Source organism: Croceibacter atlanticus HTCC2559, assembly GCF_000196315.1.
In the GTDB taxonomy this organism is placed as follows: Bacteria; Bacteroidota; Bacteroidia; order Flavobacteriales; family Flavobacteriaceae; genus Croceibacter; species Croceibacter atlanticus.
Genome location: NC_014230.1, coordinates 1460949 through 1486337, shown reverse-complemented (window position 1 = coordinate 1486337; position 25389 = coordinate 1460949). Strand labels below are relative to the sequence as shown.

27 protein-coding genes are annotated in these 25389 nt (G+C 33.5%); 12 read left to right on the top strand and 15 right to left on the bottom strand.

The features are described from left to right. Nucleotides 1–24: 24 nt before the first annotated feature. The gene (locus CA2559_RS06685) at nt 25–1239 is read right to left on the bottom strand and encodes a bifunctional folylpolyglutamate synthase/dihydrofolate synthase (RefSeq protein WP_013187093.1); all 1215 of its coding nucleotides are present in this window, start codon (nt 1237–1239) and stop codon (nt 25–27) included. 199 nt (nt 1240–1438) lie between these two features. On the opposite strand from CA2559_RS06685, the gene CA2559_RS06680 reads away from it, so the two are divergent. Then, nucleotides 1439–2722: an ammonium transporter gene (locus tag CA2559_RS06680; RefSeq protein WP_013187092.1), complete on the top strand. Its 1284-nt coding sequence runs from the start codon at nt 1439–1441 to the stop codon at nt 2720–2722. 46 nt (nt 2723–2768) lie between these two features. On the opposite strand, the gene CA2559_RS06675 is transcribed toward CA2559_RS06680, so the two are convergent. The 10 genes from CA2559_RS06675 to CA2559_RS06630 all read right to left on the bottom strand — a co-directional run bounded on the left by CA2559_RS06675 (nt 2769) and on the right by CA2559_RS06630 (nt 12118). After that, the gene (locus CA2559_RS06675) at nt 2769–3809 is read right to left on the bottom strand and encodes a transporter family protein (protein WP_013187091.1); all 1041 of its coding nucleotides are present in this window, start codon (nt 3807–3809) and stop codon (nt 2769–2771) included. Beyond that, nucleotides 3772–4797 (bottom strand): cytochrome-c peroxidase, encoded by a 1026-nt coding sequence (locus CA2559_RS06670; protein WP_013187090.1) that lies wholly within the window; start codon nt 4795–4797, stop codon nt 3772–3774. The genes CA2559_RS06675 and CA2559_RS06670 overlap by 38 nt, the downstream gene beginning before the upstream one ends. Before the next feature lie 172 nt (nt 4798–4969). After that, entirely contained in the window at nt 4970–5767 is a 798-nt protein-coding gene (locus tag CA2559_RS06665) for an MbnP family protein (RefSeq protein ID WP_013187089.1), read from the bottom strand. A gap of 76 nt (nt 5768–5843) precedes the next feature. Then, on the bottom strand, nt 5844–6167 hold the full coding sequence (locus tag CA2559_RS13565; RefSeq protein WP_013187088.1) for a hypothetical protein: 324 nt from the start codon (nt 6165–6167) through the stop codon (nt 5844–5846). A 179-nt stretch (nt 6168–6346) separates the two neighbouring features. Next, entirely contained in the window at nt 6347–7213 is an 867-nt protein-coding gene (locus tag CA2559_RS06655; RefSeq protein WP_013187087.1) for a hypothetical protein, read from the bottom strand. Nucleotides 7214–7224: 11 nt separating this feature from the next. Further along, the gene (locus tag CA2559_RS06650) at nt 7225–7623 is read right to left on the bottom strand and encodes an ExbD/TolR family protein (RefSeq protein ID WP_013187086.1); all 399 of its coding nucleotides are present in this window, start codon (nt 7621–7623) and stop codon (nt 7225–7227) included. 1 nt (nt 7624) lies between these two features. Continuing rightward, nucleotides 7625–8311, bottom strand: coding sequence for a MotA/TolQ/ExbB proton channel family protein (locus CA2559_RS06645; RefSeq protein ID WP_013187085.1), 687 nt, complete (start codon nt 8309–8311; stop codon nt 7625–7627). Nucleotides 8312–8360: 49 nt separating this feature from the next. Then, nucleotides 8361–9731, bottom strand: coding sequence for a sodium:proton antiporter NhaD (nhaD, locus tag CA2559_RS06640; RefSeq protein ID WP_013187084.1), 1371 nt, complete (start codon nt 9729–9731; stop codon nt 8361–8363). A gap of 19 nt (nt 9732–9750) precedes the next feature. Then, nucleotides 9751–10977 carry a Glu/Leu/Phe/Val dehydrogenase dimerization domain-containing protein gene (locus CA2559_RS06635; RefSeq protein ID WP_013187083.1) on the bottom strand — a complete coding sequence of 409 codons (1227 nt, stop codon included), beginning with the start codon at nt 10975–10977 and terminating at the stop codon, nt 9751–9753. Nucleotides 10978–11041: 64 nt separating this feature from the next. Then, the gene (locus tag CA2559_RS06630; RefSeq protein WP_013187082.1) at nt 11042–12118 is read right to left on the bottom strand and encodes an anhydro-N-acetylmuramic acid kinase; all 1077 of its coding nucleotides are present in this window, start codon (nt 12116–12118) and stop codon (nt 11042–11044) included. 79 nt (nt 12119–12197) lie between these two features. Here CA2559_RS06630 and CA2559_RS06625 point away from each other — a divergent pair, with 79 nt between their 5' ends. From CA2559_RS06625 to CA2559_RS06600, 6 genes are all read left to right on the top strand, one after another. Further along, on the top strand, nt 12198–13340 hold the full coding sequence (locus CA2559_RS06625) for an acyl-CoA dehydrogenase (RefSeq protein WP_013187081.1): 1143 nt from the start codon (nt 12198–12200) through the stop codon (nt 13338–13340). 124 nt (nt 13341–13464) lie between these two features. After that, complete coding sequence (locus CA2559_RS06620) at nt 13465–14028, top strand: RNA polymerase sigma factor (RefSeq protein WP_013187080.1); 564 nt, start codon at nt 13465–13467, stop codon at nt 14026–14028. Continuing rightward, entirely contained in the window at nt 14015–14785 is a 771-nt protein-coding gene (locus tag CA2559_RS06615; protein ID WP_013187079.1) for a hypothetical protein, read from the top strand. Before CA2559_RS06620 ends, CA2559_RS06615 begins: the two co-directional genes overlap by 14 nt. Before the next feature lie 77 nt (nt 14786–14862). Then, nucleotides 14863–15954, top strand: a complete 1092-nt coding sequence (locus CA2559_RS06610) for a porin family protein (protein WP_013187078.1) — start codon at nt 14863–14865, stop codon at nt 15952–15954. A 98-nt stretch (nt 15955–16052) separates the two neighbouring features. Then, on the top strand, nt 16053–18026 hold the full coding sequence (gene dnaG, locus CA2559_RS06605; protein ID WP_013187077.1) for a DNA primase: 1974 nt from the start codon (nt 16053–16055) through the stop codon (nt 18024–18026). A gap of 74 nt (nt 18027–18100) precedes the next feature. Further along, on the top strand, nt 18101–18760 hold the full coding sequence (locus CA2559_RS06600; protein WP_238524728.1) for a hypothetical protein: 660 nt from the start codon (nt 18101–18103) through the stop codon (nt 18758–18760). 217 nt (nt 18761–18977) lie between these two features. On the opposite strand, the gene CA2559_RS06595 is transcribed toward CA2559_RS06600, so the two are convergent. Next, nucleotides 18978–19610, bottom strand: coding sequence for a response regulator (locus CA2559_RS06595; protein ID WP_013187075.1), 633 nt, complete (start codon nt 19608–19610; stop codon nt 18978–18980). A gap of 91 nt (nt 19611–19701) precedes the next feature. After that, complete coding sequence (gene nadE, locus CA2559_RS06590) at nt 19702–20493, bottom strand: NAD(+) synthase (RefSeq protein WP_013187074.1); 792 nt, start codon at nt 20491–20493, stop codon at nt 19702–19704. A 162-nt stretch (nt 20494–20655) separates the two neighbouring features. On the opposite strand from nadE, the gene gldB reads away from it, so the two are divergent. Both gldB and gldC read left to right on the top strand, forming a co-directional pair. Then, nucleotides 20656–21618 carry a gliding motility lipoprotein GldB gene (gldB, locus tag CA2559_RS06585; RefSeq protein ID WP_041241139.1) on the top strand — a complete coding sequence of 321 codons (963 nt, stop codon included), beginning with the start codon at nt 20656–20658 and terminating at the stop codon, nt 21616–21618. Further along, nucleotides 21618–21953, top strand: a complete 336-nt coding sequence (gene gldC, locus CA2559_RS06580) for a gliding motility protein GldC (RefSeq protein WP_013187072.1) — start codon at nt 21618–21620, stop codon at nt 21951–21953. The genes gldB and gldC overlap by 1 nt, the downstream gene beginning before the upstream one ends. A gap of 22 nt (nt 21954–21975) precedes the next feature. Here the strand turns inward: gldC and yihA are convergent, their stop codons facing one another. After that, nucleotides 21976–22584: a ribosome biogenesis GTP-binding protein YihA/YsxC gene (gene yihA / locus CA2559_RS06575; protein WP_013187071.1), complete on the bottom strand. Its 609-nt coding sequence runs from the start codon at nt 22582–22584 to the stop codon at nt 21976–21978. 48 nt (nt 22585–22632) lie between these two features. Beyond that, a complete protein-coding gene (locus CA2559_RS06570; protein ID WP_013187070.1) occupies nt 22633–23397 on the bottom strand; it encodes an alpha/beta fold hydrolase in 765 nt (254 codons plus the stop codon). Nucleotides 23398–23689: 292 nt separating this feature from the next. On the opposite strand from CA2559_RS06570, the gene mraZ reads away from it, so the two are divergent. From mraZ to CA2559_RS06555, 3 genes are read left to right on the top strand one after another with little or no spacing between them, the layout of a single operon-like run. Beyond that, a complete protein-coding gene (gene mraZ / locus CA2559_RS06565; RefSeq protein WP_041240939.1) occupies nt 23690–24157 on the top strand; it encodes a division/cell wall cluster transcriptional repressor MraZ in 468 nt (155 codons plus the stop codon). Then, nucleotides 24144–25040: a 16S rRNA (cytosine(1402)-N(4))-methyltransferase RsmH gene (gene rsmH, locus CA2559_RS06560; RefSeq protein ID WP_013187068.1), complete on the top strand. Its 897-nt coding sequence runs from the start codon at nt 24144–24146 to the stop codon at nt 25038–25040. The genes mraZ and rsmH overlap by 14 nt, the downstream gene beginning before the upstream one ends. Nucleotides 25041–25063: 23 nt before the next feature. Further along, nucleotides 25064–25381 carry an FtsL-like putative cell division protein gene (locus tag CA2559_RS06555; protein WP_013187067.1) on the top strand — a complete coding sequence of 106 codons (318 nt, stop codon included), beginning with the start codon at nt 25064–25066 and terminating at the stop codon, nt 25379–25381. The last annotated feature ends 8 nt before the right edge of the window (nt 25382–25389 follow it).

The window sequence follows — 25389 nt, the reverse complement described above, 5'->3', positions numbered from 1 at the left end:
TCAAAATGTTTTTTCAAAAAAAAATTAAATTATTTCTGCCACAGTAAACGTACTACCACCAATAAATATTAAATCATTTTTTTTAGCCTCTAACTTTGAAGCACTTAAAGCTTTACTAACCGAGGTATAACTATTTCCTAAAAGTTGAAAATGTTTTGCTCTATTTTTTAACTCAGTTTCATTTAAGCCTCTTGGGACATTAGGTTTAGAAAAATAATATTTTGCATCTTTAGGAAATATTGGAAGTAACTTGTTTAAATCTTTGTCATTAACTACTCCCAATATAATATGCAATGTTGCGTATTCAAACTTTTTTAATTGTGATATTACTATTTTTAAGCCTTCTTCATTATGCGCTGTATCGCAAAAAACTAAAGGGTTTTCGCTAAGTTTTTGCCACCTTCCAAGCAAACTTGTATTTGCAACAGTTTTTAATAGACCTTCTTTTAAATGGACTGGCTTTAAATCCCAAGATTCTTGAAGTATTTTAAAAGCTGTCTGAACAGTTTTCATATTAAAGACTTGATAATCTCCTAGTAAATCAGACTCTAAATTTTTAAATCTAAAATCTTCAGTAAATATTATCTCAGCATTATTTTTCTTAGCAACCTCATTAAATACCAATCTCAACTTATAATCAGCCTGACCAATTACCACTGGAATATTAGATTTGATAATTCCAGACTTTTCTTTTGCAATACTCTCTAAAGTAGTCCCTAAAAATTTAGTATGATCTAAGCTTATGTTTGTTATTATAGATAATTCTGGAGTTATAATGTTTGTACTATCTAATCTTCCACCTAACCCAACTTCTATAATGGCAATATCTACTTTTTGATTAGAAAAATAGTCGAATGCCATACCAACTGTCATTTCAAAAAAAGAAAGATTATTTTCTTCAAAAAAATTTCTGTTTACTTTTACAAAATCAACTACTTCACACTCACTTATAACTTCTCCATTTATTTTTATCCGCTCTCTAAAATCTTTTAAATGCGGAGATGTATACAAACCAACTTTATAACCAGCTTCTTGAAAAACTGAAGCCAACATATGGCTCGTAGACCCTTTACCATTAGTTCCTGCTACATGTATAGATTTAAAATTACGATGAGGAAAATCTAAATACTCATCTAGTATCACAATATTATCAAGGTTCGCTTTATATGCTGACTCTCCTTGATTTTGATACATTGGTAATTGCTTAAATAACCAATCAGTAGTTTCTTTATAATTCAACAGCTTAAATTTTAAGTAAAATTAAGAAGATTATTGAAAATTACAGTTATTACAAAATAAATACTTAAAACAATATCATTATTAAATACCCATTATTTTTAAGGGTTAATTATTATTTATTCAGTAAATATTTATTTTTACCCCTATATTTTATAGGGGTAATTATTTTAAATGTATATTTTTATAAAAAATAATTATCATGAGTAAAAAATTAAACTTTATAATATTGACTGTAATTGTCATTATTAGTCTAATCTGTAGTGCTGAATACACATTTATTGAATCTACTAATTACAGTATTGATACTGGAGATACTGCTTGGATGATTGTAGCTAGTGCATTTGTATTATTAATGACGCCAGGATTAGCTTTTTTTTACGGAGGTTTAGTCAATAGAAAAAATGTTATCTCCACAATGTTACAAAGTTTTGTTGCTTTAGGAGTGATGAGTGTTCTTTGGGTGTTTATAGGCTTTAGCCTAGCATTTGGAGAGAGCTACCATGGTATTATAGGTAATCCTTTTACTTACTTTAATTTTAATAACGTTACGCTTTCACCCAACCCTGACTTTTCATCAACAATACCATTTTTATTGTTCGCATTATTTCAATTAAAATTTGCAATCATTGCTCCTGCATTAATAACTGGAAGTTTTGCAGAGCGCATAAGGTTTAGAAGCTACATTTTAATAATGATATTATTTTCATTATTTATTTACTGTCCATTAGCACATATGACTTGGCATCCAGAAGGTTTGCTGAGGAATTGGGGAGTGTTAGATTTTGCTGGAGGTACAGTAGTCCACCTTTCTGCTGGATTAGCTGCACTTGCCGGTGCAATATATTTAGGAAAACGCAAAAAAATGATTGAAGAGCCAGCAAACATCCCATTTGTAATATTAGGAACAGGATTACTTTGGTTTGGTTGGTTTGGCTTTAATGCCGGCTCTGCGCTAGGTGCTAACATAGATGCTGTAATAGCATTTGCAAACACAAACTTGGCTTCTGCAACAAGTATGATTACTTGGATTTTTTTAGACCGCATGCTTAATAAAAAAATGTCTGCTATTGGTGCATGTATTGGAGCAATTGTAGGTTTAGTTGCTATAACACCAGCGGCAGGTTTTGTTAATTTAGGTCAAAGTATTTTCATTGGTTTCTTTGCTGCGGTTATAAGTAATATTGCTATTCAAGTACAGAAACAATGTAATATTGATGACACACTAGATGTATTTCCTAGTCATGGAGTTGGAGGTATTGTCGGTATGATTTTAACAGGAGTTCTTGCAAAGGATGTGGGTTTAATTTATGGAGAGACAGAAACTTTTATGTTTCATCTAATTGCCTTAATACTCGTTTCTATAGGTGTTTTCGGAGGTAGTTTGCTTATCTATAAAATTGTAGATTTAGTTTTACCAGTTAGAGTAAGGGAAGATCAAGAAGAACGCGGTCTAGACAATTCGCAACATGGTGAGAGAATATAAAAAAGGTGTACTGTAAACTTAAAACTTACAGTAACACCTTTATTAATTAAATTGAAAAATTAAGATATAATGCTATTTGAGATTTAGACTTAACATTTCCATTAAATAAATCTTGATATAACGGCTGTGTATATTTTGCGCCTAATAATATTTTGCCTGTTGCATACTCCATACCAACTGCTCCATTAAATATTGAGCCATCTGTATTTACTAAAGTCTCCCCAAATTGTTCTATTGAATCAAAAACATCTCCAGATAGACCCAGAAATGGCTTAATAGCCTTTTCATTCCTTAAAAGCGTATAATACATAGTTGTTGAATAGCTTAATTGGTTTCCAAATTTATATTCGTTCTTATTTTCCGATTTAAAATAATAGGCGATGGTTGTAGTAAAACCTAAATTGTTATTTGAATATCCATACATTACAATAGGATATACATCCCAACTACCTGTTCCAACTTGAAAACCTGGATTTACTTTATCTGCTAATTCTTCTTCAAACTCACCTGTTGGCAGCTTTACTCCCAAACCAATATTTAAGGTATGATTTGATAACTCTCTAGTATCAGACCACGCATAATTTTCCTCATTATCGTTAGTGTTTTCTTCTTTTTTATAAAATTTAAATTGGTAAAATCCTGTAATATTCACATCTCCTAAACCATTTAAGTGCTCGCTTCTATCATCAAAATTTCGTCTTAAATCTTGATATGGTATCACAGCATTTAAAAATATATTTTTACTAATTGGCACCCTACCCCAAATTTGATACGTATTAAAATGCTCGTCACTAGTTGGCGAGTTTTCAAATATACCATTGCGAGATTCGTATTGCTGATAAATGTATCTCACACCAATAAAATTAGACATGCTTAAATCTCCAAATGCAGAACTACCACTACTAGTGGTACACCCACATAAATCGCAGTCTTCTTCTAGTAGTGTTAATCCAAATTTCGGAATAGTCGTTTTTCTGCCTTTACATAATTCTTTAGCTCTGAGTTGTGTTACAATACTTAGAGTAAAAACTAAAAGTAGTATTGATATTTTAGAAATCTGAAAATCTTTCATTTTGTAAAAATTCATTATCTGTAAGTGTTTTTAAAAAAGCTACTAAACTTTGCTTTTCGTAATCTGTAAGTGGTATTCCCAAACTGCCATTTTCAGAAACTAACAAAGGATCTACATTGCCGTTATCTGTAAGGCCATTATCATAAAAATTTACAACAGCTTCTAAAGTTTCAAAACGACCGTCGTGCATATAAGGAAAAGAATGCTCCACATTTCTTAAACTAGGAACTTTAAACTTATACAGATCATCTGGGTTTTGAAAAACGTTATACCTGCCTTTATCATCTACTTGTGGATTTACCGAAAGCCCATTATTTCTGTATGATTGGTCTGTAAATAAATCTGTAGCGTGACAAGAAGTGCATTTTTGTTGGAACGTTACCAAGCCATCATTTTCTAAAACTGAAAAGGTTTCGTTACCTTCTTGTCGTATCATCCTATCATACTTAGAGTTGGTTGAAACCATCATCACCATGAATTGCGATAGTGCTTTAAGCAAATTTTCTCCATTGATCTCTCCTTCTTCAAAAGCCAAGGCAAAAGCAGACCTGTAATAAGCGTCTGCTTTTAGTTTTTCAACAACATTGCTTAAGCTTTCATTCATTTCAACCTCACTAGTAATAGGTATTATAGGTTGTAAATCTAAATGAGTAGCTGCACCATCCCAGGTAAATTCAGATTGAAATACTAAGTTTTGAATAGGCTGAGAGTTTCTTATTCCAATACCACCATCTACACCATGACTAACATTGTGGCCGTGATGAGTAAATGCAAATGCTTGTTCGTGACAAAATGCACACGGAATAGAATTATTTGATGACAATTTTCCTTCATAAAACAAAGACTTCCCTAACTGAAAACCTTCTTCTGTTAAAGGATTATTTTCAATAGCATAAACTAATGGCGGAAAATTAGATGGTATTTCTAAATTTATTGGTGTAGGACTATACTCTATAGCATCATCTTTAGCACAAGATGAAAATAGCAGAACTATAATTAGCATACATAAATACTTCATAACATAAACTGTTTTGTTCCATATAACTTGTTTCACATTCAAGTAAATTTATAATTTGGCAATGCTGTACTTAAATAAATACGCACAGCATTACCATTACTAAAAATGTGAAGTAGCTTAAATCAAAAAATTATTTAGCTACACAAACAATACAGTATTAATTATTATGAACGTGATGCACCTCAAACATCGTCATGATGTTATTGGCAACTACAGCAGTTGTTTCTGGATCTACGTGAACTTGATTATAACCATCCATTAAATTAACAGAAGTAGAACCATCAAACACTTTAGAAATGTCAGACTTTATGTGAATTTCTGGTTGCGTCTCTGTTCTTACCAATACAGTATTAGGGAAAGATAAAGACACTGCTCTATAGTTATCTAAAGATGTACCAACGCTACCCATATGAACATTTAAATCATCATTTGTAATAGAACTTGAAGAAAAAGAGCCATCCATTCTTATAAATTTAAATCCTGTTGCCCAAGACCAAAGCATACCAGCTTCATCTGCAGTTTCTAAAAATTCACCTTGCCCTTCTGCACCCATTGCATAACGATCTTGATCTACACCAACCCCAAATGATACATTTGTGTAATTTGCTGCAGGAATATCTTCTAACATAATCCAAATTTCACCAGCTGCATTTGCATTTGCTTCATCTACAATAAAAATATTTTCGTTAAATGGGTATTCGTAAACATTACCTATTTCATCTTCTAAGCTTATGTTACTTACTATGTATTTTAGCGTTTCTAATTTAAAAGACTCATCATTAGATTTTTGGTATTCTGTACCAAAAATGAAATCTTGATCGCCATAACCGTTATCAAATTTTATAATTAAATTTCCTGTTTGTCCTGAAAGATTTTCTGAGGAATCATCGTCATCAGAACAAGATATAATAGAGATACTTAGCATTAAGAGTAATGCTATTTTTAAATTTTTCATGTGTTTAGTTTTAAAATAAAGGCACTATTAATGGCAAGCGCCCAAAGCCTTGTAAATTACAGTTGTATTTTAAAACTTATGAAATTGGAGGTCTAAACAGTCTCTTTTTGTTTTCGAAGATGTATCTGTTTAAATAATAATGATTAAAAGTACTTTTAAATGAAAAATTAGAATCATTAAAAGTTACATTGTCATTGGATTGAAAGTAGACTGGAAAAAAAGACTCTGAAACTAAATTGATGGCACCTTCATTAGACTCTGAATCTGTTGTTGATGCTAAATCAAGTTGTTTAGAGAGGTGACATTTACCATTACATTGCAATACTGGCTTGTCTTTATTTACACAATAGGTTTCAATAATATAATCTATATTAAGCTGATAATATGAGTACTGACCCATATAATACATCGGCTTAATAGCAAAGCATAAAAAGAGGATAAAAACAAATGCTTTATTGCGCACCTAAATGTGATTTTAGCAAAGATACAACGCGACTAATTACCAACCACTTTAAACACTTAAAATTGAAAGAAAAATATTAAAGAATTAAATTTGATCAACTAAAAAACAGTAGTTATTTACTCACTTAGCTTAAACTCATAAATAATAGTTCCTACCTGAGTAGTAGGTGCTTTATTATCGCTATTAAAACGCGTTGCAAGCGCAGCACGTTTAGCAGGCTCTGTCAGGCAAGAAGCACTGTTTGTAGTTCCTTTTACACCTGGCGTTGCTTTTATAACATTACCGTTTCTATCTACTTCAATCTTAACCACAACAATACCAGACTCATTACAATCTTGAACAAATTTTTTCTTATTTAGGGCTTTACGACCACCTAACCTATAATTACCATCGCCATCTAAACCCTTACCATTGCCATAATAAGATTTAGCATTAGGGTCTCCATTAGGATCGCCTTTATCTCCAGCTTGATTGTCATTACCTTCTCCTCCATTTTGAGTACCATCTTTCTTAGGTCCATTTAAGATACTACTTAATGCATCTGTAGTAGACTTATCTGGCTTTGGATCTGGTTTCTTAACTGGTTCTACCTTTTCTACAGGTTTTTCAACTGGAGTTTGTTTTTTTGGTTTTTCTACCGGCTTCTCAACTTTCTTAACCTCTTTCTTATCTTCAGTTTTATCGATTACTGGAGCATCTGAGTTATCTTGAGTTACAACTTCTTCCTTAATTTCTGGAGTTTTTTGTTGAGGCTCTGGCGGTGTTGGTTGTGACGTGTTTTTAGGGGCAGATTTTACAGGTTCTGTAGGTTGCACATCTCCTTGACCTACACTACTCGTTCCAAAATTAACCGCTATACCGTTTTCTGGTGGCGGATCTAGATAAGTAAACCCGAAAAATAACAACAGTAATATGAGCGCAACATGAATTATGACAGTAATTGCCAAAGATTTCTTTTCATGTTTTGTTTCTATAAAGCTCATACGTCTTTTAACTAGTTTTCATTTGGTCTAACAGCCAAAACAATTTTGTATTTGTTTCGGTTTGCAATATCCATAACATTAACTGCCTTTTCAATAGGCACACCTTCTTCTGCTCTTAATATAATTGTAGGATCCTCTACACCACTTAATCTAGATTTTAAGGTTTGTTCTAAGTTACTTGTAGTAACACGTTCCTTATCTACATAAATTTGAAGTTCCTTATTAATGCTTACAGATACATTCTGAACGTTTGTAGTTTTACCTTTAGCTTTAGGCAAGATTAAATCTAAAGCTTCTGGTGTTATCTGTGGACTGGTTAATAAAAAGAACACTAATAGCAAGAACACAATATCTGTCATAGACGACATACTGAATTCTGGACTTACTTTATTTCTTCCGCGTAAATTCATATTAAGCAGGTTCGTTTAGCAGGTCAAGGAAATCAACAGCTGTTGCTTCCATCTGGTGTACAACTTTATCTGTTTTTACCACTAAGTGGTTATATCCAATATACGCTATAATACCAACAATAAGACCAGCTACTGTAGTTGTCATAGCGGTATAAATTCCTTCTGCAAGGTTACCCATTTCTGCTTGACCACTGCTAGTTGCTAATTGGTGAAATGCTAAAACCATACCTATTACCGTACCTAAAAATCCAATCATAGGTGCAGCTCCTGCAATAGTTGCGAGAACACTTACATTTTTCTCTAATTTGTAAACCTCAAGCCTTCCAGCATTTTCTATTGCTGTATTAATATCTTCTAAAGGACTTCCTATTCTCGAAATTCCTTTAGCTGTTAATCTTGCTACTGGAGAGTTTTCTTGAGCACATCTTATTTTAGCAGCTTCAATGTTACCACCGGCAACGTTATCACGTATTTGGTGCATAAAATTTTTATCTGTTTTAGAGGCTGCTTTAATTGCAAATAAACGCTCAAAGTATATATAGACAGCAGCAAATAAGAGGACAAATAAGACGCCTATTATAATACTTCCTGCCATACCTCCACTAAACAATAAGTCTAGTAGAGAAAGTGTTTTTTCTTCTGCAACAGGTTCTAAATCTTGTGCTGCATCTTGAAATGTATATGACATAGTTATGTATTCAGTTTGTTAGTAAACGTAGATTGGGTTTAAAAATTGTCTAGAAATAGTTTTCAATAAACAAGAATGCAATTGCACCTGCTACAAAACCTACAGCTGCTAACCAAGCAATTTTCTTAAGGTACCAGATGAAATCAATTTTCTCCATTCCCATTGCTGCAACACCTGCAGCAGAACCAATAATTAGCATACTACCACCAGTTCCTGCCGAGTAAGCAATAAAGTGCCACAATTGTGCATCCATTGGTGCTGTATACATACCCATTGAAGCTGCAACTAACGGTACGTTATCTATAATTGCAGAGAACACACCCAACATCATTACTACAACATCTTGATTTGGTATAGCACTTTGTAGTACTTCTGCTAAATATCTTAGTGTTCCTACTTCTTCTCCGCCAATAGTACCATAAACTAAAGTCTCTAAAGCAGCTACAGCCATAAGTATTCCTAAGAAGAATAATATAGATGAAATCTCAATCCTACTTAATGCCTTGTGCGCAGAATATTGTTTTCTACGTTCTTGCGTAAAGTCTTCTTCCGGATGAATGTATTCTGATACCAACCAAACTACACCTAAAGCAAGCATCATTCCCATATAAGGTGGTAAGTGAGTAAGTGTTTTAAACACAGGCACAGAAACAATTGCTCCTAAACCTAAGAACAACATTGTCTTACTACTTAATAAACGTTCTGTCTCCTTATCTTCATTAACATCAAAATAAATATCTCCTTTGAATACTGGAAGAAGTGAAGCGATAAAAAACGGTACTACAAAACAAATTATAGATGGTATAACGATATACTCTATAAGACCTAGAGCAGAGACTTTATCTGCAATCCATAACATAGTTGTTGTAACATCTCCAATAGGAGACCAAGCACCACCAGCATTGGCAGCAATTACAACCATACCTGCAAACCAAAGACGCTCGTCACGGTTATAAACAAGTTTTCTTAATAATGTAATTAATACAATAGTTGCAGTAAGGTTATCTATAATTGCAGATAAGATAAATGCAAGAATACCTATTATCCAGAGTAATTTTCTTTTCTTTTTTGTTTTAACTGCACCTTTTAAAATTTCAAAACCTCTGTGAAGGTCAATAATTTCAACAATTGTCATTGCACCAATAAGAAAGACTAGTATTTCTGCTGTTTTACCTAAATGGTGTAAGAGAGCGTTATTAAAACCTTCTTCGGCTATGTGATGATCCATACCTAAAAAGCTAAAAACATTTTCATGCGTATCTACCACGTTAAACCAACCGCTTGTAAAACCAACGGCTAACAAAGCCCACATAATTGCGGCCATAATTAATGCTGGTACAGTTTTATCTAATTTTAAGGGGTGTTCTAAAGTAATTGAGAGGTATCCTATTGCGAAAACAAGAATAATTATAGATTCCATAAATAAATTGTGTAGTTAATTATACGAGCTGTTTCAATGCTAGCTCAAAAGCAGTTTTACTAATATTTGTTTTATTACTATTATTATCAAATGTATTTTGAATAGCATTTTTAATCGTCATAGATGTATCATTAAAAATTGCTTCATCTGTCATCTGCACTCTACGTTCCATAAAATATGCAAATACTCGAGCCATACCACAATTAGAGATAAAGTCTGGAATTACACTTACACGACTATCTGTAAATTCCATTATTGGACCAAAGAAAATTTCTTTGTCTGCAAACGGAACATTTGCTCCACAAGATATTACTTCTAATCCTGTTTCAATCATACTTGAAATCTGATCCTGAGTTATTAATCGAGATGCTGCACAAGGTGCAAATATCTCTGTTTCTAAAGACCAAATACGCTCATTCATCTCTTCAAATGAAATAAGATCTGGATGAGAAATCGTGTTACCTTGTTTGGTTAAGAATAGCTCTTTAATCTCTTCAAAAGAAAAACCATCCTCATTAATAAGACCACCAACACGATCAATTATACCTACAACTTTAGCTCCCATTTGAGACAAGTAATAAGCAGCAGCAGACCCTACATTTCCAAAACCTTGCACAACGGCGCGTTTTCCTTTTATATCGCCACCATAAATATTATAATAATGATGCACAGCTTCTGCAACACCATAACCTGTTATCATATCTGCAACAGTATATTTCCTAGAGACATCTGGAGAAACCTCAGGGTTTTCCAATACTTTTATCACACCTTGACGCAATTGGCCAATGCGGTTAATTTTATCTGCTTCTGTTGGTTGAAAATGTCCAGAAAAAACACCTTCCTGCGGATGCCAAACACCACACTCTTCTGTAATAGGAATTACTTCGTGAATTTCATCTACATTAAGGTCGCCACCTGTTCCATAATAACTTTTAAGTAAAGGAGATACTGCTTTATACCAACGTTCTAAGACTCCTTTCTTACGAGGATCATTAGGATTAAAGTTTATACCAGATTTTGCACCACCAATTGCTGGTCCAGACACTGTAAACTTCACCTCCATAGTTTTTGCAAGAGATAACACTTCATTCATATCTAAGCCTTCACGCATTCTTGTTCCGCCACCTGCGGCACCGCCGCGAAGTGAGTTAATAACAACCCAACCTTCTGCTTCGGTTTCTGGGTCATTCCAATTAAAGACTATTTCTGGAGATTTGTTTTCGTATAAATCGAGGAGCTCTTTCATTAAGTTGGATTAGGATTACAAATATAAAAAACTGGAGGCTCTGCAATTACAATTTAATACTTTTTTAAGGGTTGAAAATTATTCCTGAAGAATGGTCTGTTGAAGCACCTGTTACACTCGATAAAACATTAATTTCATTGCGAATTCTTAAAACTCCTAACAACGCAAACACCAATGCCTCTTTGTAATTTATTAATTCATCATCTGGTAAATGCAGTTTTGAGTTGCAGTGATTTGAAATTCTATCTATTAGCCAACCATTAAAAGCACCACCACCAGTGACTAAAACATCTAGACTATTAGTTGATGTTTTGGTATTGTTTAAAGATTTACCTATTTGCTGTGCACAATGCTCTGTAAAGGTTGCAATCTTTTCTTCTGTAGAAATATTATAACTTTCAATAATCGGCAGTATAGTATGATTTACCCATTCTAAACCAAGAGATTTTGGTGGTCTTTTATCATAAAATGAAAGTGCATTTAACTCATTAAGCAATTTTGTGTTTACAGGATGCTGTGAAGCAATTTTGCCATTATCATCATAAGGCAACCCTTTTATATTTGCGTAAAAGTTAAGAACTGTATTTACAGGACATATATCATAAGCCAAACGAACGTCGTTTACTTCTTGAGAAACATTAGCAAAACCTCCTAAATTAAGACAATAGTCATAGCTTTTAAACAATAACCTATCTCCTATTGGCACAAGTGGTGCGCCTTGGCCTCCAAATTTAACATCTTGAACCCTAAAATCGCAAACAACAGTTTTGTTTAGCTGTGTTGCTAAATATTGTAAGTTCCCTATTTGTAAGGTATAACCGTTATTTGGCTCGTGCTTAATTGTATGACCATGAGAACAAACGGCATCAATTCCCTCTAAAGTATTTTTAGCTATAAATTTATTTATAATCTCAGAAAGGTAAACTGCATAAGAGGTATTTAAAGTCTCCATATCTTTAGCTTTATATGATATAGCTTCTTTTAGTTTTGTCTGCCAATTATCTGGATAAGGTATAGTAGTAGCTGTGTTAATTTTAAAACTCCATACATTAGTTTTCGTTAAAGTTACAAGTGCAATATCTACACCATCTAGCGAGGTTCCACTCATAACTCCTAAAACTTTATACTCTTGTTTTGCCATATGCGTAAAAGTAATATACAATTTTGAGAAAACGTTTGCGAAAACCTATCTTTGCAATCCTTTTTAAAACTAAAAATCAATGGATTTTAAACTTACCGAAGAACACCTAATGATTCGCGATGCTGCTCGCGATTTTGCAAAACAGGAATTACTACCTGGCGTAATAGAACGTGATAACAAACAGGAATTCCCTAAAGAACAAGTAAAGAAGATGGGAGAACTTGGCTTTTTAGGAATGATGGTAGATCCTAAATACGGCGGTGGCGGTATGGATACTGTTTCTTACGTGTTAGTTATGGAAGAGTTATCTAAAATAGATGCGTCTTGTTCTGTAATTGTTTCTGTAAACAACTCTTTAGTTTGTTATGGCCTACAATCTTATGCCAATGAAGAGCAAAAAGAAAAATATCTTACAAAATTAGCAACCGGTGAAAAACTTGGTGCATTTTGTTTGAGCGAGCCAGAAGCTGGTAGTGATGCTACATCACAACGCACAACTGCTATAGATAAAGGTGATCACTATTTACTAAATGGTACTAAAAACTGGATAACAAATGGTGGCTCTGCAGACTATTACTTAGTTATAGCGCAAACAGACAAAGACAAAGGACACAAAGGAATTAATGCTTTTATCGTTGAAAAAGGATGGGAAGGTTTTGAAGTTGGTCCTAAAGAAGATAAGTTAGGTATTAGAGGAAGTGATACGCACACACTTAACTTTAACGATGTAAAAGTACCAAAGGAAAACAGGATTGGTGAAGACGGCTTCGGTTTTAAGTTTGCCATGAAAACATTATCTGGTGGTCGTATTGGTATAGCTGCTCAGGCTTTAGGTATTGCATCTGGTGCTTATGAGTTAGCTAAAAAATATAGTAAAGAGCGTGAAACGTTTGGTACTAAGATCATGAATCACCAAGCAATTGCGTTTAAGTTAGCAGATATGCACACAGAGATTGAGGCTGCTCGTCTGTTAGTAATGAAAGCTGCAAAAGATAAAGACAATGGTGATAACTACGATCTTTCTTCTGCTATGGCAAAACTTTACGCATCTCGTGTAGCTATGGAAACTACTGTTGAGGCTGTACAGATTCACGGTGGTAATGGTTTTGTAAAAGAATATCACGTTGAGCGTTTAATGCGTGATGCAAAAATTACTCAGATTTACGAAGGAACTTCAGAAATACAGAAAATTGTAATCTCTAGAAGCATACTTAGAGACTAATATTTTTCAATATAAATACTACAACCCGAAGGTTTTACAAAAAATCTTCGGGTTTTTTTATACCTTCAGGCAACCTTTTTAAAACATCTCGCGTCTATATAAATAGAAACCAATCACAGCACGTATGAAAGTCATTACACTGTTTAAAAATGAAACACAACTTATAGAAAAAGCGATGCGCAATCATCGTGGTGCTCAAAAACACCTGTATGAGAAGCACGCTCCTAAAATGCTTAGTGTTTGCAGACAGTACATTAAAGACTTACAATTTGCAGAAGATGTGATGTTAAAAGGATTTTTTAAGGTGTTTAACAACTTAAGCAGTTTTAAAAATGAAGGCAGTTTTGAAGGTTGGATAAGAAAGATTATGGTGCGTGAAGCAATTTCTTTTTTAAGAAAGCAAGACAAGTTAAAGTTTTCTGAGGATATGAGTACAGAGTCTCAAAATAGTATAGATCCTATTGAAAGCGATTTGCATGTTACCCACATTCAAAGTATGATAGACCAGCTACCAGAAGGTTACAAAGCCGTTTTTATTCTTTATGCTGTTGAAGGTTACAAACATCAAGAGATAGCAGAATTACTAAAAATTAGCCAAGGGACATCAAAATCACAATTGTTTAAAGCACGAAAAATGCTTCAAGAACAATTAAACACTACAAAACAGACCAGTTATGGCACCAATTAAATTTGAAGAACATATAAAGGAGTCTTTAGAAAAGAGACGTATTGAGCCGAGTTCAAAAAGTTGGGATGCATTAAGTTCTCAATTAGATGATAGCTCAAAAAAGAAATCGCCAATTTGGCTTTGGATGGGTGTTGCAGCAAGCTTTGCTGGATTGGTATTTTTAGCTACCACGTTTTTCAACTCAACCAACAATACTGTTTCCACAGAACATAATATTGTTAAAACTACTGTAAATGAACAAGATGGCAAAACTAAAACAACTGATAGTTATAAAGAAAGCAAGGAAGCTACAACAATAGCCGAAGAGACTACCATTACACCAACAATTAACACTAATACTAAAAAAGTTTCAACGCAATCTAAACCTAAAGCTTCTCAAAAGTATGATATCGCTATTAACGAACCTCGAAACCCTAACACTACCAAACAATCTAAAGAAAGTTCAATAGTTAATGAAACAGAAGCACTTACTGAAATCGCATTACAAGAACCTAAATTTCAATTTGAAGAGGTAAGTGAAGATATTGCTTTAAACAATGAGCTTACAGATGAGCATATAGAAAACCTTCTTAAAGCTGCAAGTGCAAGAAACGCTAACAAGATGAAAAACGAAAACTTAAGTGTAGACCCAAGCGCACTGCTTAGTGATGCAGAAATTCAAGTTGAGAGAACTTTTAGAGAAAAAGTATTTACAGTAATTAAATCTGGCTTAGAAGAAGTAAAATCTTCAGTAGTGACCAGAGCACAAAAATTTTAATCATCAATCAAACTTATGTCGGGCTATTTTAACGCCAAGTTAGAGTAGCCTACATAAAACTTAAAACCTAAACCATTATGAAAACCATGACTTTCATCGCGTTAGCGATTAGCCTGACCTTTGTCCAATTTGTAACAGCACAAGAGACAGAGCAGCCACAAAAGGTAAAAGAGACCATCGCACTTTTAAATGCTGAAAAAGAAATTATTGAAAATGAGGAAAAAGAAGCATTAAGAGTTGAAATTGAAGCCATCATGAAGCGCTATGAAGATGGTGAGATAACTCAAGATGAATCTATAAAATTAAAACAAGAAGCTGCAGAGCGCAGAGCTCTTAATATTGAAAATAGAAAAACAATAATTGCAAATAAAATTGCGCTTATAGAACGTAATGGGATTGCAAACGATACTTTAAAAGACAACGGCTACACCTTAAGCATTGGCCTTGGCACTTTAGATAGAGACGACAACACACGTGTATTTGGAATACAGTATAAAAACAACAATAAAGTAAAAGACACCACTCATCATGATGTTCGCACCTTTTCAGAATTTGTTCTTGCCACTAGTTTTATGTACAGTAGTGTTAACGACCAATCTTTATCAAATTCACCATACGACGCTTCAGATTCTGGATCTTTCGAATTAGGAATTTCCTGGAACACAAGAGTCTTTAAGAATACAAACTTTTTAAGATTTAAATATGGGTTATCATTTGTTTGGAACACATATAGCTTAGACGACAACAATTATTTTGTGGTTGATGGTAACCAAAACAACATCGTAGAGTTTTCTGAAGACCTAGATAAATCTGAATTAAGACTCACCAATCTTGTTGTACCCTTATTTTTTGAATTTGGACCATCCAAGAAAACCATTGAAAACGGTGTAACAAGCTACAACACACTACATAAAGTGAAATTTGGTATTGGTGGTTATGGCGGATTTAATATTGGTAGTATGCAAAAACTAAAATATAAAGTAGATGGTGATCGCGTTAAGACTAAAGAAAAAAGAGATTTTAACACCACAGACTTTGTTTATGGTCTTAGTGCATATGCAGGTTATGGCGGATTTAGCCTTTATGCAAAATATGGTTTAAATGATACGTTTACAGATAGCACATTACAACAAAACGACTTCTCAATTGGATTGAGAATAGATTTTTAAAAGCAATGTTTTAGCCAGTTATTATGAATTAAAAACCCTTCAAGTCTTCTAAAACCTGAAGGGTTTTTCTATGTTTGTACTACTTAAATTTTTAACTCTTGATTTCACAAAATACCATAGCCCAAGTATTTGAAACCGCTCGTGTAGAAGAGGTTATAGGTGATTTTGTGCAACTTAAAAAGTCTGGCTCTAATTTTAAAGGCTTAAGCCCATTTACAGACGAGCGCTCACCAAGTTTTATGGTATCTCCTGTAAAACAAATATGGAAAGATTTTTCAAGTGGTAAAGGAGGAAGCGTGGTTACTTTTTTAATGGAGCACGAGCACTTCTCCTATCCAGAAGCCATAAAGTATTTAGCTAATAAGTATGGCATAGAAGTAGAAGAAACAGAGCGCACAGACGAAGAGAAAGAACAAGCAAGTGAAAAAGAAAGTATGTATTTGGCAAATGAATTTGCCAAAGATTACTTTAACAATATGCTTACCAAAACCGATGAAGGCAAAGCTATTGGCCTTAGTTATTTTAAGGAGCGCGGTTTTAGCGAAGATACCATTAACACATTTCAATTAGGGTACTCACCAGATTCTTGGGAAGCTTTTACTACTGAAGCAATTAAGAAAGGCTATCAATTAGAGTTCTTAGAAAAAACAGGGCTTACAATTGTAAAAGAAGAAAAGCAATTTGACAGATTTAAAGGTAGAGTCATGTTTCCTATTCGCTCTATGTCTGGTAGGGTTTTAGGATTTGGCGGTCGTATACTGGATAATAATAACAAAAAAGCTGCAAAGTATTTAAACTCACCACAAAGTGAGGTTTATGATAAAAGTAAAGTATTGTATGGTATTTACAATGCTAAGCAAACCATTGCTAAAGAAGATAATTGCTACTTAGTTGAAGGTTATACAGATGTCATTCAATTTAACCAAAGTGGTATTAAAAATGTGGTATCTTCTTCTGGTACTGCGCTCACACCAGAGCAAATAAGACTCATAAACAGACTCACCAAAAATATAACAGTCCTTTTTGATGGTGATGCTGCAGGAATGCGTGCCTCTATAAGAGGTATAGATTTAATCTTGGAGCAAGGCATGAACGTAAAGGTGTGTACCTTTCCAGACGGTGAAGACCCAGATAGCTTTGCCAAAAACAATACCGAAGAAGACCTTTTACTATACTTAGAAGAAAACGCAAAGGATTTTATTAATTTTAAAGCATCTCTTCTTATTGAAGACTCTAAAAATGATCCTGTAAAAAAAGCAGGACTAATTAGAGATATGGTTACTAGTATTTCTAAAATACCAGAACCTATACAACGTGAGATTTATATAAAAGAAACTTCCAGAATAATGGATATTTCTGAAGAAGTCTTATTCTCGTCTCTAGCACAACTCTCTGCAAAAGAAACCAAAGACAATTCAAAAAAAAACCAAGGCAAAAGCTACAAGCAGTCTTTTGAGGTTGTAAAAGAACCAGAGCAGCAAAAAGTTGTTATTAATAGGCTATATGAATTAGAGCGAACTATTATTAGCCTCCTTTTATTATACGGAACTTTAGAAGATGATTTTGAAGAACTGTATTTAACAGAAGATGATGATGGCCACCCTAAACTTGAAGCAGATACTCAAAAACTAAAGGTGTTCGAAAAAATTTATCTTGATCTTCAGGAAGATGAAATTGCTTTCGCTAATTCAAATTTCCAGACACTTTATAATCTTATTATTAGCAAACTCAACTTAGAATCTGAGCTTAAAATTGATGCGTTCATTAATGAGATAGACCCAGAACAAGCTAAAGAAGTAACCTCTATCCTTATGGATGATGAACAACACGTTTTGCATGATTGGGAGCGTAAAGAAATTTTTGTTAGAGATAAGAAAGAAAGTATTGCCCAGCTTGTTAGCGAAACCATATTATCGCTTAGGCAACATTTGGTAAAACTTCAAATTTCTGAACTTATGAGCAGTTTAAAAAATGCCGACTCAGAACAGGATAACAGTGAAATACTTCAAGATACCATGGATTATAAAGGACTAGAACTTTTATTGTCTCAAAAACTAAATAGAGTCTTATAGCCTTGTTGTGGCACATTAAAATGAACATCCGAATAGACATTAAAAATCTTATAATTTTCTCGCTTGCATTCATTTTGTTTACTGCAATCGGAACAGTAAGTCACGAATACGGTCATATAACTGCAGCCAAAATTTTAGGCTATGAAACTACTCTGCATTACGGAAGTATGAACTATGATAGCAGCGAATTAAATGATAAACTAATCCAAATTTATAACAAGTACGAAACTGAAATAAAGAATAATCTTAATTTTGAAAAGCGGACTGAATACGAAACTGGAATTGAAACATTAAAATCAAACGGACTTCTAATAACCATTAGTGGACCTTTACAAACAATATTTACAGGAATTATAGGCTTGATAATATTAATTTGGCGCAGAAAACAAATACATCAAAATGGATTGAAAATAATTGATTGGCTGGCTGTTTTCTTGTCTTTATTTTGGTTAAGAGAATTTTTTAATCTTGCAATGTCAATTGGTCATGAAATCATTTCACCAAATGGAACTTGGTTTGGTGGCGACGAAAAAAATATCTCTCAAGGATTTGAAATATGGTCAGGCACTTTTCCAATTATATTGGGATTACTTGGATTGCTAATATCAATATTTGTTATCTTTAAAATCATTCCGAATAAAATTAGATTGACATTTATATTAAGTGGATTTATAGGTGGAATTATCGGATTTATTTTGTGGATGAATATAATCGGCCCGGAATTAATATCGTAAAAATAAAGTGCCACTACAACGTATAAAACAATAGGGCAATTTGTTCTTAATCTAATGTTTCAGGCACTTTTTTAAGATTACTAAATTTTTAAATTTGGATTATTGAGGGAAAAAGATAATAAGAAAAATTTGATTTGTGTTAATCCGAAAAGTTAATGCCTTTTTACACGCTACGTTTCATACACAAATCCGTTACTTGCAACCTAGTTAAAAATCTTTAGGAAAGCTCCAACATTTTAGACTGCTTAATTAATCCAGCGACACTATCTACATTTAGCTTTTTTTGCAAACGTGTTTTATAGGTACTCACTGTTTTCTCATTAATTTTTAGCATTTCAGCAATATCTTTATTCTTTAAACCTTTTGAGATAAAATTAAGCACCTCAATCTCTCTACTTGAAAGAGCTCTATATTTAGAAACGACACCTGTTTTAGAGCTAGATTTAGAAGATATTTTTTCGCTTATAAACTTACTTAAATAAATGCCACCTCTAGCAACCTGATCTATAGCTGTTTTAATTTTCTTTAAAGACTTGCTTTTGTTTATGTAACCCGAAGCACCAAATCGTATTGCACTTAATGCATATAACTCTTCTGGCTGGTGGCTAAAAATTATTATTCTAACCTCTGGATTATTTTGTTTTAGGGTTTTTATTATAGATAAACCACTTGAGTTTGGCATATCTATATCCATAATAATAATATCTGGAGACTTTAAGCTTATATGGTTCTTAAGTTCATTTTCATCATTAGATTTTGCTACAATTTTATAAGCTTCATCTTTTTTTAAAATGCTAGCTAATCCTTTAATAACAATAGGATGTGCATCAGCAATTAAAACATTCTTCATTTAACGTGGCTTTAGGATCTCACAAATAAAGCTGCAATAAAAACGTTGTAAATAAATCCTACTAATGAAATTAAATCTAATCGATAAAGTGCTAATTTTTTAGATGTAAGGGAATTTCACAAACTGGAATTGGCAACATTTTATGAAGATTGTTCCTATTATATCGTGAATAGATATCAAAAACCTCTTTCTGTCTTCCTACAAAGTCATCAGTAGTTTTTCCGGATTCTTTCATTTCCATAGCCCATTCTAACTCGTCGTAATTAGCACCAATTTGGTCTTCATCACTTCTACTGTCACCATATAAGCCATCTGTTGGTTTTGCTACCATAATAGAATTTTGAACTCCTAACAACTCAGCTATCTCATAAACTTCGCTTTTCAACAAATCTGCAATAGGGCTTAAGTCTACGCCGCCATCACCATACTTTGTATAAAAACCTACACCAAAATCTTCAACTTTATTTCCTGTACCTGCTACTAAATACCTGTGTAATCCTGCAAAATAATACAATGTAGTCATTCGTAACCTAGCTCTAACATTGGCTAGGGTTAAATCAAGTTGATCACTTGGTTCTGCAGCGGGCAATCCTGTTTTAAGAGTCTCAAAAGTCTCTGTAAGGTTCACCTCTACATTGGTAACATTTGCAAATCTATTTTTTAGTTGTGCAATATGCTCTTGCGCTCTGGTAACCTGGCTTGGTGCTTGGTGAATTGGCATTTCAACACATAATGTTCTTAAACCTGTCATTGCACAAAGTGTAGACGTTACTGCAGAGTCTATTCCGCCACTTACACCTACAACAAAACCATCTTGTTTCGCGTTAATTGCATAATCTTTTAACCAGTTTACAATATGGTCTATTACTTTTTGAGATTTCATAGGTTTATTTTAAATATTATAGTGCCTAAGCATTTTATTTTCAAATTATTAGAAAAGATTAAAAATCAAGAAAATTTAAACAACGAAAAGCATAAGTCTTCATATCTAAACTATAACTCAATTTGTACCTTTGCAAACAAAAATAAGTCATTGAACTTAGGAATGAAAACAAAACTAACATCCCTTATAATCTTACTTTTCATAGTTGTGTCTTGTAATACAGATTGCACTGTTAATAAAGATATCTCCAATATACCAATGGATGTTGAAGTTGTAAGATTTGACAAAGCTTTTGCTGAAGCAACTACAGAAGATTTACCACAACTAAAAACAGCATTTCCTGAACTGTTTTCATCTCGTGTTCCAGATAGCATTTGGGTAAACAAAATTAATGACACTTTACAAAATGAGCTTGAGTCTGAAGTTATTAAGACCTTTCCAGATTTTATTGAAGAGACTAATGATATAAGCACTTTATTTAAACATATTAAATACCACTTCCCTGAATTTAAGAAACCAACTGTAATAACTGTCACATCTGATGTTGATTACAGAAATAAAGTTATTGTTGCAGACCGTTTGCTTTTAATTGCTCTAGATAATTATTTAGGCACAGACCATCGTTTTTATGTAGGAATTCAGGAGTATTTAAAAGACAATTTTAGGAAAGCACAAATTGTCCCAAACATTGCTCAAGAATATGCAAATCAATTAGTACCCAGACCAACTAGCCGAACATTTTTAGCACAGATGGTATATTACGGTAAGTTACTTTACTTGCAAGATGTTTTTTTACCTTGTACAAATCCTAATGAGAAAATAGGCTATTCTAAAGAAGACTATCAATGGGCGTTAGATAACGAGGAACAAATTTGGAGGTATTTTATTGAAAAGGAACTTATATACAAAACAAGTAATAAATTACAGGAACGCTTTATAAACGAAGGTCCTTTTTCCAAATTTTATCTTCAATTAGATGCTGAAAGTCCTAGTAAATTAGGCCAGTATATAGGCTGGCAAATTGTAAAACAATATATGGACAAACATCCTGTAAGCTTAAAAAAGCTACTTATTACAGATGCTGAAACAATTTTTAAAACTTCAAAATACAAACCAAAGAAATAATGGCTAACAAAGTATCAAATATTAATATACAAGTAGAGGTTGATGAAAATCACGTACCAGAATCCCTGAATTGGACAGCTGAAGATGGTGGTGTTAAAGATGAAGAAGCTAAAGCAATGCTGCTTAGTATTTGGGATAGTAAACAACAAGAAACACTTCGTATAGATTTATGGACAAAAGATATGCCTGTAGATGAAATGAAAAAATTCTTTCACCAAACATTAGTAGCAATGAGTGATACATTTAACAGAGCTACACAAGATGAGAAGATGACAGCTACTATGAAAGATTTCTGTGATTACTTTGCTGAAAAACTTGAACTTAAAAAAGAGTAATATAGTAAGCTAGCTTATAAACTTAACTTTGGGTTTTTAAGCTTTCATTTATGGTATCAATATACTCTAAAACCTCTTCAGCACCTGTTTTGTGTAAAGAACTGGTGGTAAAATACTCTGGCATTTCTGCCCAGGTTTCCATCATTTTTGAACTATAAACTTTAAAATTTCGGTCCCATTCACCCTTCTTAAGCTTATCTGTTTTGGTAAAGATTATAGCAAACGGAATTGAGTTCGTACCGAGCCACTCCATAAATTCTAAATCAATTTTTTGGGGCGCGTGTCTACTGTCTACAAGAACAAATGCACAAACAAGCTGTGATCGTTTTACAAAGTAATCTGTAATAAACTTCTGGAATACTTTTTTAGTCTTCTTACTGGTTCTTGCATAACCATAACCTGGCAAATCTACCAAATACCATTCATCATTAATTATAAAATGGTTTATAAGCTGTGTCTTTCCTGGAGTACTAGAAGTTTTTGCCAACTTTTTATTATTGGTCATCATGTTTATTAATGATGATTTACCCACATTACTTCTTCCTATAAAAGCATATTCAGGAAGCTTGTCTTGAGGACATTTATCAACATCACTATTGCTAATTACGAATTTGGCAGTATTTATCTTCATGATTCAGAACGTTCTAGATATTGAAACAGATGTGTTTTAATTTAAGAATTAAAACTTACGCGCTTCTAACCAAGAGTTTAAAATACTATTAAATTCATCTGGGTGCTCCATCATAGCAGCGTGACCGCATTTATCTATCCAAAATAAATCAGAATCTGGTAATAGTTTATTAAAATCGACAGCTACTTCAGGTGGCGTAACATTATCGTTTTTTCCCCAAATAATACACGTAGGAGTCGTCATATTTGGTAAATCTTTAGCCATATTGTGACGTATTGCACTTTTAGCAATTGCTAAAGTCCTAATAAGTTTATTACGGTCATTTACAACAGCATAAACCTCATCAACAATTTCTTTTGTTGCCACTTTAGGATCATAAAATACATTTTCAGCTTTCGCTTTTATGTACTCATAATCACCACGTTTCGGGTAACTTTCACCCATAGCACTTTCATAAAGCCCAGAGCTACCAGTTATAACTAAAGCTTTAATTTTTTCAGGATAAAGTTTGGTTGCCAATAAAGCTATATGACCTCCTAAAGAATTACCAAGCAATATCACTTCCTTATAACCTTTAAAATCTATAAACTCTTTTATAAAGTCTGTAAACTTACTCACCTTAGTTTTAAGGATAGGCATAGAGTATAGCGGCAGCTGTGGTATCACCACTTTATAACCTTTGTCTGGAAAATAGTTCTGAACACCTTCAAAGTTGCTCAAGCCTCCCATCAATCCATGCAGAATGATAATTGGCGTGCCTTCTCCAATCTCTAGGTATTCAAATTTTCCTTCAGTTTTAAGTTGGTTATCCATTAATAATATCGCAGTTAGAAGTGGCAAATATACGCATTCTGTGCAATTCGAGGCGCTACTTGTTTTTTGAGTTGAGAAAGTTTAGCATAATGTCTGATTTTGAGATATTTCCAGTTTCACCTCCCACTTATCAACCCTATGTTAATAGCTTTTCAACAAACTGCAATACAGCATTTTAACAGGTGTTTAATCAAATTTACATCAATAAAACACAGACAACTTATTAACAATGTGGTAAAAAGTGGTAAAATGTGGTAATAATTTTTATATTTTTGAAGTTATAGTTTAAGACGTGGTAAATCTCATCGGAACATATGAATGTAAGGCAGATAGCAAAGGGCGCTTAATGGTTCCTGCTGCCCTAAAGAAGCAACTTTTGCCGTTGCTTCAGGATGGCTTTGTCATAAAACGTTCTGTTTTCGAGCCATGTTTAGAGCTTTATCCTATGGAAGAGTGGAATGCCATGATGGCAAAAGTGAATAAGCTTAACCGTTTCCGTAAGAAAAACAATGATTTCATTCGTCGTTTTACAGCTGGTGTAAAAACTGTGGAAGTAGATGCTAATGGAAGATTACTTATCCCTAAAGACCTATTAGGTTTTGCAGGAATCACTAAAGAGATTGTCTTAAACTCTGCTATTAATATTGTGGAGATTTGGGATAAAGATAAATATGAAACTGCCATTGAAGATGCTACAGGTGATTTTGCCGATTTAGCTGAAGAAGTAATGGGACAAGACGAAGAAGATGGAATATCATAACCCAGTTTTACTACACGAAACCGTAGATGGTCTCAACATTAAGCCAGATGGTGTATATGTTGATGTCACATTTGGTGGTGGTGGTCACAGTAAAGAAATCTTAAACAGACTTGGTCCTAACGGAAAATTATTTGCATTCGACCAAGATCAAGATGCTTTAGAAAATGCACTGGAAGATGACAGGTTTACACTTATACCACAAAATTTTAGATACGCTAAACGTTTTGTCCGTGTTCAAGGTTACAAAACTGTAGATGGAATTCTTGGAGACTTTGGAGTATCGTCTCATCAATTTGATGTCGCAGAGCGAGGTTTTTCAACCAGGTTTGACAGTAGGCTTGACATGAGGATGAATCAAAATGATGCACTTAGTGCTTATGAGGTGGTAAACACCTACGAAGAAGGAAAATTAAGACAAGTGTTGTCTCAATATGGAGAGTTAAGAAACGCACCTAAGTTAGCTCGTGCAATTTATGGCGCAAGGAAAGATACGCCTATTGAAACAAGTGAACACTTAAAGGAGGTTATAAATAGTTTTTTACCGCGCGGTAAGGAGCACAAAATGTTAGCCCAAATATACCAAGCAATAAGGATAGAGGTTAACCAAGAATTAGAAGTTTTAAAAGAATTTTTAAAACAAACCGAAGATATGCTTACTACTGGAGGTCGCTTAAGTCTTATCTCCTATCATTCGTTAGAAGACCGCTTAGTAAAACGCTATATAAGAAGCGGTTTGTTTGAAGGTGAGCCTGAAAAGGATTTTTATGGAAATATAGAGGTTCCATTTAAGAAAGTTGGAAAACTAATAGTACCCAATGCTAAAGAAATAGCAACTAATAATAGAGCACGTAGTGCAAAATTAAGGGTTGCAGAGCGTCTTTAATTTAAAGACCGAGAGATAGAGTTATGAGTAACAAAATGTATGACATATTAAAAGGAACGTTTTTAATAAACGATGATGCCATTAAGAACTGGCAGTTTATCCTGTTCTGTACAGTTTTAGCAATTGTAATGATTGCTAGCTCTCATAGTGCAGAACGCAAAGTTCATACTATAGCTAAACTCAATAATGAGGTAAGAGAGTTAAGAAGTGAATTTGTAGATGGTCGCTCTAAATTAATGGATATGAAAATGGAGAGTACCGTAACAAGGAAAATGGCAGGCAGAGAAATTAAACCTTCATTAACGCCGCCTTATAAAATTAAAGTGAAGGCAAGAGACTAAAGGTAAAT

Bases quoted from the DNA above. Each gene is read 5' to 3' on its own strand.
- CA2559_RS06650 (WP_013187086.1), bottom strand. From the start codon at position 7,623: ATGAATTTACGCGGAAGAAATAAAGTAAGTCCAGAATTCAGTATGTCG.
- CA2559_RS06610 (WP_013187078.1), top strand. From the start codon at position 14,863: ATGAAAACCATGACTTTCATCGCGTTAGCGATTAGCCTGACCTTTGTC.
- CA2559_RS06555 (WP_013187067.1), top strand. From the start codon at position 25,064: ATGAGTAACAAAATGTATGACATATTAAAAGGAACGTTTTTAATAAAC.
- CA2559_RS06595 (WP_013187075.1), bottom strand. From the start codon at position 19,610: ATGAAGAATGTTTTAATTGCTGATGCACATCCTATTGTTATTAAAGGA.
- yihA (WP_013187071.1), bottom strand. From the start codon at position 22,584: ATGAAGATAAATACTGCCAAATTCGTAATTAGCAATAGTGATGTTGAT.
- CA2559_RS06570 (WP_013187070.1), bottom strand. From the start codon at position 23,397: ATGGATAACCAACTTAAAACTGAAGGAAAATTTGAATACCTAGAGATT.
- CA2559_RS06615 (WP_013187079.1), top strand. From the start codon at position 14,015: ATGGCACCAATTAAATTTGAAGAACATATAAAGGAGTCTTTAGAAAAG.
- CA2559_RS06630 (WP_013187082.1), bottom strand. From the start codon at position 12,118: ATGGCAAAACAAGAGTATAAAGTTTTAGGAGTTATGAGTGGAACCTCG.
- gldB (WP_041241139.1), top strand. From the start codon at position 20,656: ATGAAAACAAAACTAACATCCCTTATAATCTTACTTTTCATAGTTGTG.
- CA2559_RS06635 (WP_013187083.1), bottom strand. From the start codon at position 10,977: ATGAAAGAGCTCCTCGATTTATACGAAAACAAATCTCCAGAAATAGTC.
- CA2559_RS06665 (WP_013187089.1), bottom strand. From the start codon at position 5,767: ATGAAAAATTTAAAAATAGCATTACTCTTAATGCTAAGTATCTCTATT.
- gldC (WP_013187072.1), top strand. From the start codon at position 21,618: ATGGCTAACAAAGTATCAAATATTAATATACAAGTAGAGGTTGATGAA.
- nadE (WP_013187074.1), bottom strand. From the start codon at position 20,493: ATGAAATCTCAAAAAGTAATAGACCATATTGTAAACTGGTTAAAAGAT.
- CA2559_RS06645 (WP_013187085.1), bottom strand. From the start codon at position 8,311: ATGTCATATACATTTCAAGATGCAGCACAAGATTTAGAACCTGTTGCA.
- CA2559_RS06625 (WP_013187081.1), top strand. From the start codon at position 12,198: ATGGATTTTAAACTTACCGAAGAACACCTAATGATTCGCGATGCTGCT.
- CA2559_RS06680 (WP_013187092.1), top strand. From the start codon at position 1,439: ATGAGTAAAAAATTAAACTTTATAATATTGACTGTAATTGTCATTATT.
- CA2559_RS06670 (WP_013187090.1), bottom strand. From the start codon at position 4,797: ATGCTAATTATAGTTCTGCTATTTTCATCTTGTGCTAAAGATGATGCT.
- CA2559_RS06620 (WP_013187080.1), top strand. From the start codon at position 13,465: ATGAAAGTCATTACACTGTTTAAAAATGAAACACAACTTATAGAAAAA.
- CA2559_RS06675 (WP_013187091.1), bottom strand. From the start codon at position 3,809: ATGAATTTTTACAAAATGAAAGATTTTCAGATTTCTAAAATATCAATA.
- rsmH (WP_013187068.1), top strand. From the start codon at position 24,144: ATGGAATATCATAACCCAGTTTTACTACACGAAACCGTAGATGGTCTC.
- CA2559_RS06655 (WP_013187087.1), bottom strand. From the start codon at position 7,213: ATGAGCTTTATAGAAACAAAACATGAAAAGAAATCTTTGGCAATTACT.
- nhaD (WP_013187084.1), bottom strand. From the start codon at position 9,731: ATGGAATCTATAATTATTCTTGTTTTCGCAATAGGATACCTCTCAATT.
- CA2559_RS13565 (WP_013187088.1), bottom strand. From the start codon at position 6,167: ATGGGTCAGTACTCATATTATCAGCTTAATATAGATTATATTATTGAA.